This window comes from Pseudomonas sp. MHK4, from assembly GCF_054600775.1.
In genome coordinates this window covers 235,216-251,035 of record NZ_BAAIAK010000004.1, presented here as the reverse complement: position 1 = coordinate 251,035, position 15,820 = coordinate 235,216, and the positions used below count along the sequence as shown (strand labels likewise).

The following is a 15,820-nucleotide window of genomic DNA, read 5'->3' as shown; positions in this document are numbered from 1 at the left end:
CAAACTCTTCAGGCGCATATCACTGCGGGTTGGCACGGGTGCTGGAAAGCAACGACTTCAAGCTGGCAGCCTTGGGCTTGACCAACCAGAAACGACGCACGTAATCATCGAGGTTTTCGGCGAGTTCACGACCCCACTCGCTGTCGGTTTCCTCGACGTACTCGTTCAGCACGCGTTGCAAATGGCTACGGTAGGCTTCCATCGCCTCGCCGCTGATCCGCTGGATTTCCACCAGTTCGTGGTTGACCCGGTCAACGAAGGTGTTGTCCTGGTCGAGCACGTAGGCGAAACCGCCGGTCATGCCGGAGCCGAAGTTGTAACCGGTCTTGCCCAATACGCAGACGAAACCACCGGTCATGTACTCGCAGCAGTGATCGCCAGTGCCTTCCACAACGGTGTGGGCACCGGAGTTACGCACGGCGAAACGCTCGCCCGCGGTGCCGGCGGCGAACAGCTTGCCGCCAGTGGCGCCGTACAGGCAGGTGTTGCCGATGATGGCACTGTCCTGGGTCTTGTAGATGCTGCCCTTCGGCGGAACGATCACCAGCTTGCCGCCGGTCATGCCCTTGCCCACGTAGTCGTTGGCGTCGCCTTCCAGGTACATGTTCAGGCCGCCGGCGTTCCACACGCCGAAGCTCTGACCGGCCGTGCCTTTGAAGCGGAAGGTGATTGGCGCGTTGGCCATGCCCTGGTTGCCGTGTTTACGGGCGATGTCACCGGAGATCCGCGCGCCGATGGAACGGTCGCAGTTGCAGATATCCAGGGCGAAATCGGCGCCGCTCTTGTCGTTGATCGCCGAGGTGGCCATGTCGACCATTTTTTCCGCCAGCAGGCCCTTGTCGAACGGCGGGTTACGTTCCACGCCGCAGAACTGTGGCTTGTCCGCTGGCACATGGTCGCTGCCCAGCAACGGGGTCAGGTCCAGGTGATGCTGCTTGGCGGTCTGGCCTTCGAGGACTTCCAGCAGATCGGTACGGCCGATCAGCTCTTCGAGGGAGCGCACGCCCAGCTTGGCCAGCCACTCACGGGTTTCTTCGGCGACGTAGGTGAAGAAGTTCACCACCATGTCGACGGTACCGATGTAGTGATCCTTGCGCAGCTTCTCGTTCTGGGTCGCAACACCAGTAGCGCAGTTGTTCAGGTGGCAGATGCGCAGGTATTTGCAGCCCAGGGCGATCATTGGCGCGGTACCGAAGCCGAAGCTTTCAGCGCCGAGGATGGCCGCCTTGATCACGTCGAGGCCGGTTTTCAGGCCGCCGTCGGTCTGTACCCGGACCTTACCGCGCAGGTCGTTGCCGCGCAGGGTCTGGTGGGTTTCGGCCAGGCCGAGTTCCCACGGAGCGCCCGCGTATTTGATCGAGGTCAGCGGCGATGCACCAGTGCCACCGTCGTAGCCGGAGATGGTGATCAAGTCCGCATAGGCCTTGGCCACACCGGCGGCGATGGTGCCGACGCCCGCTTCCGCTACCAGCTTCACCGAGACCAGCGCCTTCGGGTTGACCTGTTTCAGGTCGAAAATCAGCTGCGACAAGTCTTCGATCGAATAGATGTCATGGTGCGGCGGTGGCGAAATCAGGGTCACGCCCGGCACTGCATAACGCAGCTTGGCGATCAGACCGTTGACCTTGCCCCCTGGCAGTTGACCGCCCTCGCCTGGCTTGGCGCCTTGGGCAACCTTGATCTGCAGCACTTCGGCGTTGACCAGGTATTCCGGGGTCACACCAAAACGGCCGGTGGCAACCTGCTTGATTTTCGAGCTCTTGATGGTGCCGTAGCGCGCCGGGTCTTCACCGCCTTCACCGGAGTTGGAACGCGCGCCAAGGCGGTTCATGGCTTCGGCGAGGGCTTCGTGAGCCTCAGGCGACAGGGCGCCCAGGGAGATACCGGCGGAGTCGAAGCGCTTGAGCACCGATTCCAGCGGTTCGATCTCGCTGATGTCCAGCGGCGTGTCGAGGGTTTTGACTTTCAGCAGGTCGCGGATCATCGACACCGGACGGTTGTCCACCAGCGAGGTGTATTCCTTGAACTTGCTGTAGTCGCCCTGCTGCACAGCGGCTTGCAGGGTGTTGACCACGTCCGGGTTGTAGGCGTGATATTCGCCACCGTGGACGAATTTCAGCAGGCCACCCTGCTGGATCGGCTTGCGCGGGCTCCAGGCTTCGGTGGCCAAGGCTTTCTGCTCGGCTTCGATATCGACGAAACGCGCGCCCTTGATGCGGCTCGGTACGCCCTTGAAGCTCAGGTTGCAGACTTCCTCGGACAGGCCGATGGCTTCGAACAGTTGAGCGCCACGGTACGACGTGATGGTCGAGATACCCATCTTCGACAGGATCTTTAGCAGGCCCTTGGTGATGCCTTTACGGTAGTTCTTGAACACCTCGTAGAGGTCGCCCAGCACTTCACCGGTACGGATCAGGTCGCCCAGCACTTCGTAGGCCAGGAACGGATAAACGGCAGAGGCGCCGAAACCGATCAGCACGGCGAAGTGATGCGGGTCACGTGCGGTCGCGGTTTCCACCAGGATGTTGGAGTCGCAACGCAGGCCCTTCTCGGTCAGGCGGTGGTGTACCGCACCGGTGGCCAGGGAAGCGTGGATCGGCAACTTGCCCGGGGCAATGTGACGGTCACTCAGGACGATCTGGGTACGACCGGCGCGCACGGCTTCTTCAGCCTGATCGGCAACGTTGCGGATCGCGGCTTCCAGGCCGATGCTTTCGTCGTAGTTGAGGTCGATTTTCTGGCGTTCGAAGCCCGGACGATCGAGGTTCATCAGCGAGCGCCACTTGGCCGGGGAAATGACCGGCGAGCTGAGGATCACGCGCGAAGCGTGTTCCGGCGACTCCTGGAAGATGTTGCGCTCGGCACCGAGGCAGATCTCCAGCGACATGACAATGGCTTCACGCAGCGGGTCGATCGGCGGGTTGGTCACCTGCGCGAACTGCTGGCGGAAATAGTCGTACGGCGTGCGCACGCGCTGGGACAGCACGGCCATCGGCGTATCGTCGCCCATCGAGCCCACGGCTTCGTAGCCTTGCTCGCCGAGCGGACGCAGCACCTGATCACGCTCTTCGAACGTGACCTGGTACATCTTCATGTATTGCTTGAGCTGATCGACGTCGTAGAACGCCGAACCGTGGTCGTTGTCTTCCATGGTCGCCTGGATGCGCAGGGCATTCTTGCGCAGCCATTGCTTGTACGGATGACGGGACTTCAGGCGGTTGTCGATCGCGTCGGTGTCGAGGATCTGACCGGTTTCGGTGTCCACGGCAAAGATCTGGCCCGGGCCAACGCGGCCCTTGGCGATCACGTCTTCAGGCTGGTAGTTCCAGACACCGATTTCCGACGCCAGGGTGATGAAACCGTTCTTGGTGGTGACCCAACGCGCCGGACGCAGACCGTTACGGTCGAGCAGGCACACCGCGTAGCGACCGTCGGTCATTACCACGCCGGCCGGACCGTCCCACGGTTCCATGTGCATCGAGTTGTATTCGTAGAACGCCCGCAGGTCCGGGTCCATGGTCTCGACGTTCTGCCACGCAGGCGGAATGATCATCCGCACGCCACGGAACAGGTCGATGCCACCGGTGACCATCAGCTCCAGCATGTTGTCCATGCTCGAGGAGTCGGAACCGACGCGGTTGACCAGCGGGCCGAGTTCTTCCAGGTCCATCAGGTCGTTGCTGAACTTGGTGCGACGGGCCACGGCCCAGTTGCGGTTGCCGGTGATGGTGTTGATCTCGCCGTTGTGCGCCAGGAAGCGGAACGGTTGAGCCAGCGGCCATTTCGGCAGGGTGTTGGTGGAGAAGCGCTGGTGGAACACGCAAATCGAAGTTTGCAGGCGCTCATCGCTCAGGTCCGGATAGAAGGCGGTCAGGTCCGCCGGCATCATCAGGCCTTTGTAAATAATGGTCTTGTGCGAAAAGCTGCAGACGTAGTGGTCGGTATCGGCGGCGTTGGCCACCGATGAGCGACGACGGGAGGTGAACAGCTTGACGGCCATGTCCTGGTCGCTCAGGCCTTCGCCACCGATGAACACCTGCTCGATCTGTGGCAAGCGCTCAAGGGCCAGGCGGCCGAGGACGCTGGTGTCGATCGGCACTTTGCGCCAGCCGACGAGAGTCAGGCCCGCAGCCAGGATCTCGCGGTTCATGTTCTCGCGAGCGGCTTGGGCTTTGACCGGGTCCTGGTTGAAGAAGACCATGCCCACGGCATATTGCTTGGGCAGTTCAACGCCAAAGGTTTCCTGGGCGATGGCTCGCAGGAACACGTCCGGCTTTTGAATCAGCAGACCGCAACCGTCACCGGTCTTGCCGTCAGCATTAATCCCACCGCGGTGGGTCATGCAGGTCAGGGCCTCGATGGCCGTTTGCAAAAGGGTATGACTGGGCTCGCCTTGCATGTGGGCAATCAGGCCGAAACCGCAGTTATCCTTGAATTCATCTGGTTGGTACAGACCTGCTTTCATAGACACTTTCTCACCAGGCTGCCTCTTGTCGAGGCAAATTTCTTTTCAATTCAACCACTTACCATCCGCGCCGAACGTACGCCAGCTTTGCGGGGGCAAAAGGGAGGTCATTGTACACACCGACACTTGGCCTCACAAATTTGGCGACGAAATGTCGCAAATCTATGTCGCATTTGTGAAAGGTTTAAAGCGATCCGCTGTGCTAGTCAAAACTTTTTTAATGTTGACCGCAACGACTCAAAGACTACTGTGACGCAGACACCACAAGGCACGCGGCCTGTAGAGGCGGCATGCCGTGCAGAAATTTTGAGGTGCTTGGAGAGGCGGCCTGGGTAAGGCCGCCGAATCTTCAGCGAGCTGTTGCCAGTTCCTGTTGGACGCTGGCGACAGAGCGTGGCCAAGGTTTACCAGCCTGAACCTTCGCTGGCAAGGCCTTGATGGCGGAAACGGCTGCATCACGATTGGCGAAACTGCCGTAGGTGATCACGTAGAGCGGTTTGCCGTTAAGGACTTTCTTGAAGTAACGATACTCACCGCCCTGCTCCTTGACGAAGCTTTGCGCGGCCGCTTCGGAGCTGGTGCCGAGGATCTGCACCACGTAGCTACCCGGTGCCTGGCCGGCGTACCAGGTGCCACCGGCCGCCTTGGCGACGGTTGCTGGTTTCTCGGCCGGCTTGGCGGCAACGGCGGCTGGCTTGGCCGGCGCTGGGGCTGGCTTGGCAGCTGGAGCAGGCGCTGGCTTGGCGGTAGCGACCTGGGTCGGCGCTGGTGCCGGCTTGGCGGTTGGCGTTGGCGCAGGACCGGCCGGAACGCCCGCTGGCGGTGCAATGGTGGTCACGGTCGGCGGTGTCGCGCTAGACCCTTCGACCGGCACGCCATCATCGCCCTCGGTGATGCCACCCGCCGCTTCGGCCAACGGGCCACGCATGACCGGTTGCGAATTACCGACCAACGGCAATGGCGTTGGCTGCGTGTTGCCGGCGAATTCGACGGCCGGAGCACCACCCGAACCCTGGCCGAGCGGCAGTTGCGCCTGTTCGTTGGCAGGCGCCCCCGTGGTCGGTGTCTTGCTGCGACCCGGCATCAACCAGGCGGCAGCCACCGCGACCACAACGACGGCGGAAATCGCCAATACGTGTTTCTTCGGCATATTGAACCCCATACTTGGACGCTTTACCGCGGAGCGGCTGGCAATCATGGCTTCGATCATCGCATCGCGGGCAACCTGATTGATGTTGCCAGGCCAACCCTCGGAGCTTTCGTGAATATCAGAGATCTGATTTGCGGTGAAAAGTTCGATACCCCGGCCGGCGCCTTCGAGCCGCTGGTCCAGATATTCGCGGGTTTCCTCTTCGGTGTAAGGCTGCAGCTCGATGACGTGGAAGCGTTCTTCCTCGAGTTGCAAAGCCTCAAGCTGGGCGATCATCGACGACTCGCCGAACAGGAACACATGCGGACGGCCTTCCGGCGCACCGGCGGCCAGGGCCATCAAGGCTTCGAGCGCGGACTCATCGAGCTGCTCGGCATCATCGACCAGCAGATAGACTTCCTGCCCCGTGAGAGCAAGCTGCACCACCTGTTTGAGGATTGCACCGACCTCGGCCTGGGCAACGTTCAATGCCTGGGCGACCTGGTACAACACACCAGCCGAATCACCGGCACCACGGGCGGAAACCACCACGCTCTGCACGGTCTGCTTGTTGGTGCTGGCCACCAGGGCCTGACGCAGCAGAGTCTTGCCACTGCCATGCGGGCCTGTAACCACCAATAGCAACTGGCTGTACCGCGCCAGATGGTGCAACTGCCCCAGCACCGGCTTGCGCTGGGCAGGGAAAAATTTGAAGCCAGGAACCCGAGGAGCAAAAGGGTCATGACTCAACTGGTAGTGGCCGAGGAAAGCCTCGTCGGCATGCAAACTAGTCATCGCGTTCTTATTAACCTTTAAGCTGAGCCAGGGCGCGGTAATCCGCTCCCAGCGTGGCCTGTAGAACCTCTTTCGGATAATCGTCGGTCACCACCGCTTCGCCCATGTGGCGCAGCAGCACCAGGCGCAAACGACCGTCGATCACTTTCTTGTCAATTGCCATGTGTTCGAGAAAATCGGCTTCCGTCATTTCTTCAGGCGGGATGACCGGCAGGCCGGCGCGCTGGAACAATCGAATGCCGCGGTCGCGCTCCTGTTCGCTGATCCAGCCCAGGCGAGCGGACATTTCCAGAGCCATTACAGTACCAGCAGCCACCGCTTCACCATGCAACCAGACACCATAGCCCATGTGGGTCTCGATGGCGTGACCGAAGGTGTGACCCAGGTTGAGCGTTGCCCGAACACCGGTCTCCTTCTCGTCGGCGCCGACCACGGCCGCCTTGGCTGCACAGGAGCGCTCGATGGCATAGGTCAGGGCTTGCTGATCCAGATTGCGCAGGCGGTCGACGTTGTCTTCGAGCCAGGTCAGGAACGGCTCATCGCAGATCAGCCCGTACTTGATGACTTCCGCCAGGCCGGCAGACAGCTCGCGGGCCGGCAGGGTATTGAGGGAAGCGGTGTCGATCAGCACGACGTTCGGTTGATAGAAGGCACCGACCATGTTCTTGCCCAGCGGATGGTTGATCCCGGTCTTGCCACCCACCGAAGAGTCGACCTGCGACAGCAGCGTGGTTGGAACCTGGATGAAATCGACGCCGCGCTGGTAGCAGGCCGCCGCGAAACCAGCCATGTCGCCAATCACGCCGCCGCCCAGGGCGATCACCGTGGTGCGCCGATCATGCCGCGCGGTCAGCAGGCCGTCGAAGATCAGCTGCAGGGTTTCCCAGGTCTTGAAGGCTTCGCCGTCAGGCAGTACCACGGAAATCACCGAGAACTGCGCCAGGCTGCGGGTCAGACGTTCGAGATAGAGCGGCGCGACGGTTTCATTGGAAATGATTGCCACTTGCCGTCCGCGAATATGCGGGGCCAGCAGCTCGGGCTGGTCCAACAAACCTTCGCCAATATGAATCGGGTAGCTGCGCTCGCCTAGATCGACCTTGAGTGTCTGCATGTGTCCCCACAGTGAAGATGGAATCAGGCAACCTGCCTTGAGTTATCGAATGTCTACGGCCACTGCTGCTGTGACGCCGTTCGTCGGCCGTTCGCCACAACCTGAGCGGTCATGGCTGGACGCCGAGGATAGCGCATTTCGTGCGGCGCTTTAACGGGGCGGCAATTGCTGCAGACGCTCCAGGATATCGAGCACGACCATTCGCGGCGGTCGTTCATCGGTTTCCACCACCAGATCGGCGATTTCCCGATATAGCGGGTCACGGATAGCCAGCAGATCCCTAAGGGTCTTGGCCGGGTCGGCGGTGCGCAGCAACGGCCGATTGCGGTCACGGGACGTGCGGCCGACCTGCTGCTCGACAGAGGCATGCAGATAGACCACCCGTCCACCGGCGCGCAACGCCCGGCGATTGGCTTCGCGCATGACTGCCCCGCCGCCGGTCGCCAGCACCACACCGTCGTAATCGCACAGCTCGGCAATCATTGCCTGCTCGCGCTCACGAAAGCCTGGCTCGCCTTCCTTGTCGAAGATCCATGGGATATTGGCGCCCGTGCGTAATTCAATTTCCTTATCGGAATCTTTGAATGGCAAGCGCAGCTCTTTGGCCAGCAATCGGCCGATGGTGCTTTTGCCAGCCCCCATCGGTCCTACAAGTATCAAATTTCGCACAGAATCAACGACTCACAGCAATCGCCTGGTTATTCATGATACGCGGTGTGAGAAACACCAACAGCTCGGATTTTTTCTCCGAAACCACGTCACGCCGGAAAAGTCGGCCAAGATACGGCACATCGCCAAGAAATGGCACCTTATCTACAACCTTGCTCTGAGTATTTGAGAAAACACCCCCGATGACGATGGTCTCGCCATCGTTGACCAGGACCTTCGCGTTGACCTCGTTTTTTTTGATCGGCGGCACATCCTGGACCTTGTTCAGGTAGTCCGGCTCGTCCTTGGTGACCTTGACCTCCATGATGATCCGGTTGTCCGGCGTGATCTGCGGCGTCACCTCCAGAGACAGCGAAGCCTCCTTGAACGAGACCGAGGTAGCGCCGCTGGAGCTGGCTTCCTGGTACGGAATCTCCGTGCCCTTGAGGATCTTCGCGGTTTCCTTGTCGGAGGTGACAACCTTGGGTTGCGAGACGATTTCGCCATTGCCGGTCTTTTCCATGGCCGTTAATTCAAGGTCCAGCAATACGTTGTCCGTGATGAAAGCGATGCCAATGCCCGACGTGTTGTTCGCGACGCCCAGGTCGACGAACGGCGAGCTGGTGCTGGTGCTGCCGCTGTCGCTTGCGCCGTTACCGACCCCGGAAGCATTCCAGTTGCCTCTGTTCTGTATGGAGCCACCCCAGCGGACGCCAAGACTCTTGTCATAGTCGACATTGGCTTCGACGATGCGTGCCTCGATCATCACCTGACGCACCGGGATATCCAGTTGCGCCACGATTCGCCGCAGTTCATCGAGGCGGTCCTGGGTCTGGTAGGCAATGATGTTGTTGGTGCGCTCGTCGACAGTGATCGACCCCCGCTCGTCGGCTTTCGCTTGCGCGCTGGTCACCGACTGGAACAGTTTGGCGATATCGGCCGCCTTGGCGTAATTGACCTGCAACAGCTCGCGACGCAGCGGCGCAAGGTCGGCAATCTGCTTCTGCGACTCCAGCTCCTGACGTTCACGGGCGGCAATTTCGTCGGCCGGGGCTACGAGCAGCACGTTACCCACCTTGCGCTTGTCCAGGCCCTTGGTTTTCAGCACCAGGTCCAGCGCCTGGTCCCAAGGCACATTTTGCAGGCGCAGGGTGATTCCGCCTTGCACCGTGTCACTGGCGACCAGATTGAGGTTGGTGAAATCGGCAATCAGTTGCAGCACCGAGCGCACGTCAATGTCCTGGAAATTCAGCGAGAGCTTTTCACCGGTGTAAGCATTGCGGTCGGCGTTGCGCTTTTGCAGGTCGTCGACGGTCATCGGGCGGATGCTGACAGTCAGCTTGTTGTCGGTCTGGTAGGTCGAATAATCGAAGGCGCCGCCGGGTTCGATGGTAATCGTCGCTTTATCCCCGCTGGCACTGGCATTGACGAACTGCACTGGCGTGGCGAAGTCCTTGACGTCCAGGCGTACGCGCAATGGCTCGGGCAATCGGGTTTTGGCAAAGCCGAGAATGATCTTGCCTTCGCGCTCCTGAATGTCTGGCGCAATGGACGGATCCGACAAATCGATCACGACATTGCCTTCGCCTTGGGTGCCACGCTGGAAGTCCACCGCACGAATGGCCTTGCCAGCCGGCGCAACCGCTCGCTTGGGAGCCGGAACCGGGACGGCGGCAGCGGCCGCTCGCGGGGCCTGGCTTTTGTCACCTTGCCCGATCACCACAAACAGGTTGTTGCCTTCGACCCGGAAGTCGTAGGGGCTCAGCTGGTTCAGATTGACGATCAGCCGCGCACGATCCTTGGCCTCCACCACAGTTGCGCTGCGGGCATTGCCATTGCCCAGGTCACGAGTCTTGCTCGCCAGCTGACTGACGACACCGGGCAGATCAAGGGCAATCCTGGCGGGAGATTCCGTGGTGTAGCCACGGGGCGTTGGGGGTGGCTCGTCGAACACCAGCTTCAACTCAACGCGATCTCCCGGCAACGCGGCGACATCCAGCGCCTTGAGATTGGCTGCTTGTACCATCGGCGACAGCAACGCCATCCATAGCGATACTCCGAGGGCGGAGAAAATCCTGTTCATCGTTCAAGTTCCACTATGAATGCTCTTTCAAAGGAAGGGTCCGCGGCCGCTCCAGCCAGGCACCTTCGCCGTCGGGAACGATTTCGACCACATCGACTTGCGAGCCACTGATGGCGACTATCCGGCCGTCGTTACGCCCCAGGTAATCACCGACTTTCAACCGATACACCCCACCGGCACCGCGCAACAAGGCAAAGGAGCCAGCCACATTTGAGATCGTGCCGACCATTTCAAACTGCTCGATATTGAAGCCCTCGAGGTACTGCTTGACCCGGTTGGGGTCCGGCTGGACATTGCGCGCCCCCTGCTTGAGTGCCGGATCGACTTTGACCTGCCGGGAAAACGGGCTGCGCAGGTTGGCGGCGTTATAGGTGAATGTCGGGTAAGACAGGAATGTCGGCGTTGGTTCAATCTTGCCCGGCGCCCGCAGGCGCATCTCGTTCATGTAGGCGTCCAGGTCACTGAAATCATCGCTGCCGCCACAGCCCGCCAACACGGCCATCAACACCACCAGCGAAAAACCACGAAGCGGGCTCATCATTGCAGCCCTTTGTCGTTGTAGCGGTAGGTCTTGGCCAGGATGCTCATGCGCAGTTTCGGACCGGCGTCGGGATTGACCGGCGCCAGGTCGAAATCATGCAGGGTGACGATGCGCGGCAAGCCGGCCACGCCACTGACGAAAGTGGCCAGGTCGTGATAGGCGCCGGTGACCGTGATCTGGATCGGCAGTTCGATGTAGAACTGCTGGGTGACCTCCGGCAACAGCTTGATCTCTTCGAACTCCAGGCCACTGCCCAGCCCCGTTCGCGTGATGTCTTCCAGCAAGCCGGGCACTTCAGTGTCGCTGGGCAGTTGTCGCAGCAGCACGCCGAAGGAATTCTCCATCTCCTGCATCTGCTGGGTGTAGAGATCCATGTTCGCTGCCATGCCGGACTTGCTGGCAAATTGCTCCTTTAGGGTCAACTCTTCCCCGCGCTTGAGCTCGAGCTGATGCTCAAGCTCGCGGGTGGAAAAGTTGTAGCCGATCAAAAGCACCAGGATCGCGACCACAATGCCCATCAGGAACTTGATCGCAGGCGGCCAGGACCCCATGTTGTGGGTGTCCAGTTCGTTGATGTCGATCCTGCGCAGCCCTTCGATCCATTCGGACGGACTCATTCGCCGCCCTCCGCAGCCGCTGGCTGGGTTTGCCCAACGGTCAACTGAAAGACGTTGGCCTGGTCCAGTTGCCCCGCGGTCGTTGACTTGACTTCAGTGAGGCTGGGCGCGTCGAACCAGTCGGACGCATCCAGGTTACGCATCAGGTCCGAAACACGGTTGTTCGATTGCGCCGCACCGGTGATGGACAGGGTTTTGCCGGCCATTTTGACTTCGGTGAAATACACGCCATCGGGCAGGGTCCGCGCCAGCTGATCAAAAATTCGCCCGCTGATCGGGCGATTGCCCTGCAGGTCCTGGATGATGCGCATGCGCTCGACTAATTGCTGACGACGAGCCTTGAGATCGCTGATCTGCTTGATCCGTTCGTCGACCGCGGCGATCTGTTTGCCGATGTAATCGTTACGCGCAATTTGCCGCTCGATTGCGCTGCTGACGACCTGGTTGGCCATGAGCAATGCACCCGCCGACCCCACCAGCACTCCCGCAAGCACCAGCAGAAAGCGCTTGCGCCGCTGTTCACGTCGCTCCTCGCGCCAGGGTAGTAGATTGATCCGCGCCATCAGTCGAAACTCCTGAGGGCCAGCCCGCAGGCGATCATCAGCGCAGGCGCGTCGCTGGCCAGGGCCGCGGCGTTGACCTTGCTGCTCAAGGTCATGTCGGCAAACGGATTGGCCACCTGGGTCGGCGTGCCCAATTGCTGCTCGATCAACCGCTCCAGACCGGAGACCGAAGCGGTCCCGCCCGCCAGCAGAATCTGGTCGACCGAGTGGTTCTGGCCCGAAGCAAAGAAGAACTGCAATGAGCGCGATACTTGCTGCACCAGCGCCTCACGAAATGGCTGCAACACTTCGCTGACATAATCGTCCGGCAAACCGCCCTGCTTCTTCGCCAGGCCGGCCTGCTCGACGGTCAGGCCGTAGCGGCGTTGAATGTCCTCGGTGAGCTGGCGGCCACCAAACAATTGCTCGCGGGTGTAGATGATCCGCCCGTCAAGCAGCACGCTCAGGGTGGTCATGGTTGCCCCCACATCGACCACCGCCACCAGACGCCCTTGAGCGCCCCCTCCCTGGCTCCTCAGCAAACGGCAAGATCGCTCCAGGGCGTAGGCCTCGACGTCGACTACGCGCGCAGTCAAGCCCGCCAGGGCCAGCGCTGCCTCACGGATCTCGACGTTTTCCTTGCGACAGGCGGCGAGCAACACATTGACCCGCTCAGGATTGCGCGCTGAAGCGCCCTGGACTTGGAAATCGATGGCCACTTCGTCCAGCGGATAAGGAATGTACTGATCGGCCTCGATCTTCAGCTGGTCTTCCATCTCGTCGTCGGAAAAGCCGGCATCCATCTCGATGGTCTTGGTGATCACCGCCGAGCCGGCCACAGCCACGGCAACGCCCTTGAGGCTGGTTCGGGCCTTGACCAATACACGCGTCAGGGCCTGGCCCACGCCATCGGGCTCGGCGATATTTTTCTCGATGACCGCCCTGGGGGGTAACGGCTCGACCGCGTAGGCTTCGACACGATAACCATTGCCCTGCCGGCTCAGCTCCAGCAGCTTCACCGATGTCGAGCTGATATCGATGCCCAGGAGCGCCCTGGCTTTTTTATTGAAGAGTCCTAGCACTACCAATTCCCTATGACTTTCCGTGTGTTACGGACTCCATAACGGGGGTTGCGTTCAAACCACCCGTCTTGACAGCAGCGCAAATAACGCCATGGACGGAAAAATGCTTATAATGCCCAGCGTTTTTTTCCGCTTTTTCTCAAGCGCGGGTCGTTCGCCTTTAGCCTGAACCCTGATGCCAAATTCATTTTTTGCCCTGGATGTCCAAAAGCCTTGATTCGTCTGCTGAAATTTTTCGGTTGGTCCATCGTCGCCGTATTCTGCGGACTGCTTCTGGGTCTGAGTGGGGCGTTTCTTTACCTTAGTCCCGGATTACCGTCCGTAGAGGCACTGAGAAGCATCCAGTTGCAGATCCCTTTGCGGGTCTACAGCAGCGATAACAAGTTGATCGCAGAATTCGGCGAAATGCGCCGCACACCGATCCGTTTCGCCGACATTCCCCCCAATTTCATTAATGCGTTACTAAGTGCTGAAGACGACAACTTCGCCAACCACTACGGCGTCGACCCCAGCAGCCTGATGCGCGCCGCCACGCAACTGGTCAAAAGCGGCCACATCCAGTCCGGCGGCAGCACCATCACCATGCAGGTGGCGAAGAACTTCTTCCTGACCAGCGAACGCAGCTTCTCGCGCAAGACCACCGAAATCCTCCTGGCCCTGCAGATCGAACGGCAACTGACCAAGGACGAAATCCTCGAGCTCTACGTCAACAAGATCTATCTGGGCAACCGTGCCTACGGCATCGAAGCGGCGGCGCAGGTGTATTACGGCAAGTCGATTCGCGACATCAGCCTGGCGCAGATGGCGATGATCGCCGGCCTGCCCAAGGCCCCTTCGCGGTTCAACCCGCTGGCCAACCCGGCCCGCAGCAAGGAGCGTCGCGACTGGATCCTGGGGCGCATGTACAAGCTGGGCAAGATCAGCGAAGCCGACTACACCACCGCTGTCAACGAGCCTCTGAATGCCAGCTATCACGTGCCGACGCCGGAAGTGAACGCGCCCTACATCGCCGAGATGGCCCGCGCCGAAATGGTTGGCCGCTATGGCAGCGATGCGTACACCGAAGGTTTCCGCGTCACCACCACGGTGCCAAGCAACCTTCAGGAGATGGCCAACACCGCCGTCCACGAAGGCTTGATGACCTATGACCAGCGCCATGGCTATCGGGGCCCCGAATCCCGCCTGCCGGGCAAGACCCGCGAGGCATGGGCGACCGAACTGACCAAGCAACGCACCATCAGCGGTCTTGAGCCGGCCATCGTTACGCAGGTCGACAAGAGCGGCCTGCAGGTGCTGACTCGCACTGGCAGCGAACACGTTGGCTGGGACAGCATGAAATGGGCTCGCCCATTCCTGAACACCAACAGCATGGGCGCCAATCCGAAACAACCTTCGGACGTAGCCCAGGTCGGCGACCTGATTCGCGTGCAGCGCCAGGCTGACAACTCGCTGAAATTCAGCCAGATCCCGCAGGCCCAGGGCGCACTGGTCTCCCTCGACCCGCAAAATGGCGCCATTCGCTCGCTGGTCGGTGGTTTCGCCTTTGAGCAGAGCAACTACAACCGCGCCCTCCAGGCCAAGCGCCAGCCGGGCTCGAGCTTCAAGCCATTCGTCTACAGCGCTGCACTGGATAATGGCTACACCGCCTCCAGCCTGGTGAACGACGCACCGATCGTGTTTGTCGACGAGTACCTGGACAAGGTCTGGCGTCCGAAAAACGACACCAATACCTTCCTCGGCCCGATCCGTCTGCGTGAAGCGCTCTACAAGTCGCGCAACCTGGTTTCGATCCGCCTGCTGCAGGCGATGGGCGTTGGCAAGACCATCGACTACATCTCCCGCTTTGGCTTCAACAAGCAGGATCTGCCACCCAACCTGTCCCTGGCCCTGGGCACCGCGACCCTGACGCCGATGGAAATCGCCACGGGCTGGAGCACCTTCGCCAACGGCGGCTACAAGATCACCCCTTACATCATCGACAAGATCGAAAGCCGTAATGGCGACACGCTGTTCGTCGCCAACCCGCCCAGCGTGCCAAAAGGCGCTGCCGCGACCGACGGTATCGCCGCACCTGCCGCCGAAGCCTTTACGGTCAATGCAACACCTGGCCAGGCACCCAGCGAGCAGCCAGCAGCACAAACGCCCGCCGTGGCTGAGCGCATTGTCGATGGACGGACAACCTACATCCTCAACAGCATGCTCGAAGACGTGATCAAGCTCGGCACTGGCCGTCGCGCGCTGGCCCTGGGTCGCGGCGACATCGCCGGCAAGACCGGTACCACCAACGAGTCCAAGGATGCCTGGTTCTCCGGCTACAACGCCGATTACGTCACCACCGTCTGGACCGGCTTCGACCAGCCCGAAAGCCTGGGTCGCAAGGAGTTTGGCGGTACCGTCGCCCTGCCGATCTGGATGAACTACATGGGGGCCGCGCTCAAAGGCCTGCCGCCACATACCCAGCCAGAGCCGGAAGGCATACTCAGCCTGCGGGTAGACCCTGTCAGCGGTCGCGCAGCCACTCCAGGCACGCCAGGGGCCTACTTCGAACTGTTCAAGGTCGAAGATACACCGCCGACGGGGAGTGAGCTGGGCAACGGCACTGCGCCAGGCAGCCCGCTGCCGGCGGATGAAGCGGCGCCGATCGATTTGTTCTGATCGCAGGACCAACAGAAAGCCCCGCTATTCTTCAGAAAGCGGGGCTTCTTTTTACCCGGGCTTCCTGTCAGGCCATCGCCAGCAGGCTGGCTCCCACAGGGAACGCATTCCAATGTGGGAGCTAGCCTGCTGGCGATGGCCTGACAGACAAT

The 15,820-nt window shown here is 60.7% G+C and carries 10 protein-coding genes; 1 reads left to right on the top strand and 9 read right to left on the bottom strand.

Annotated features, from left to right (window positions below):
• Window positions 1–19: 19 nt before the first annotated feature.
• The 9 genes from gltB to ACYP2Q_RS13010 all read right to left on the bottom strand — a co-directional run bounded on the left by gltB (window position 20) and on the right by ACYP2Q_RS13010 (window position 13,013).
• Complete coding sequence (gltB, locus tag ACYP2Q_RS13050; protein WP_459730825.1) at window positions 20–4,465, bottom strand: glutamate synthase large subunit; 4,446 nt, start codon at window positions 4,463–4,465, stop codon at window positions 20–22.
• Window positions 4,466–4,814: 349 nt separating this feature from the next.
• Window positions 4,815–6,389, bottom strand: a complete 1,575-nt coding sequence (locus ACYP2Q_RS13045; RefSeq protein ID WP_459730824.1) for an AAA family ATPase — start codon at window positions 6,387–6,389, stop codon at window positions 4,815–4,817.
• A 10-nt stretch (window positions 6,390–6,399) separates the two neighbouring features.
• Window positions 6,400–7,500, bottom strand: coding sequence for a 3-dehydroquinate synthase (gene aroB, locus ACYP2Q_RS13040; protein ID WP_459730823.1), 1,101 nt, complete (start codon window positions 7,498–7,500; stop codon window positions 6,400–6,402).
• 150 nt (window positions 7,501–7,650) lie between these two features.
• Window positions 7,651–8,169 carry a shikimate kinase AroK gene (aroK, locus tag ACYP2Q_RS13035; protein WP_032831512.1) on the bottom strand — a complete coding sequence of 173 codons (519 nt, stop codon included), beginning with the start codon at window positions 8,167–8,169 and terminating at the stop codon, window positions 7,651–7,653.
• Window positions 8,170–8,173: 4 nt separating this feature from the next.
• Entirely contained in the window at window positions 8,174–10,231 is a 2,058-nt protein-coding gene (pilQ, locus tag ACYP2Q_RS13030; protein ID WP_459730822.1) for a type IV pilus secretin PilQ, read from the bottom strand.
• Window positions 10,232–10,244: 13 nt separating this feature from the next.
• Window positions 10,245–10,769: a pilus assembly protein PilP gene (locus tag ACYP2Q_RS13025; protein WP_459730821.1), complete on the bottom strand. Its 525-nt coding sequence runs from the start codon at window positions 10,767–10,769 to the stop codon at window positions 10,245–10,247.
• Complete coding sequence (locus ACYP2Q_RS13020; RefSeq protein ID WP_459730820.1) at window positions 10,769–11,389, bottom strand: type IV pilus inner membrane component PilO; 621 nt, start codon at window positions 11,387–11,389, stop codon at window positions 10,769–10,771. The genes ACYP2Q_RS13025 and ACYP2Q_RS13020 overlap by 1 nt, the downstream gene beginning before the upstream one ends.
• On the bottom strand, window positions 11,386–11,952 hold the full coding sequence (locus ACYP2Q_RS13015) for a PilN domain-containing protein (protein ID WP_459730819.1): 567 nt from the start codon (window positions 11,950–11,952) through the stop codon (window positions 11,386–11,388). Before ACYP2Q_RS13015 ends, ACYP2Q_RS13020 begins: the two co-directional genes overlap by 4 nt.
• Window positions 11,952–13,013, bottom strand: a complete 1,062-nt coding sequence (locus tag ACYP2Q_RS13010) for a pilus assembly protein PilM (protein WP_459730818.1) — start codon at window positions 13,011–13,013, stop codon at window positions 11,952–11,954. Before ACYP2Q_RS13010 ends, ACYP2Q_RS13015 begins: the two co-directional genes overlap by 1 nt.
• Before the next feature lie 216 nt (window positions 13,014–13,229).
• Between ACYP2Q_RS13010 and ACYP2Q_RS13005 the strand changes: the two genes are divergently transcribed.
• Window positions 13,230–15,668 (top strand): penicillin-binding protein 1A, encoded by a 2,439-nt coding sequence (locus ACYP2Q_RS13005; RefSeq protein WP_459731041.1) that lies wholly within the window; start codon window positions 13,230–13,232, stop codon window positions 15,666–15,668.
• The last annotated feature ends 152 nt before the right edge of the window (window positions 15,669–15,820 follow it).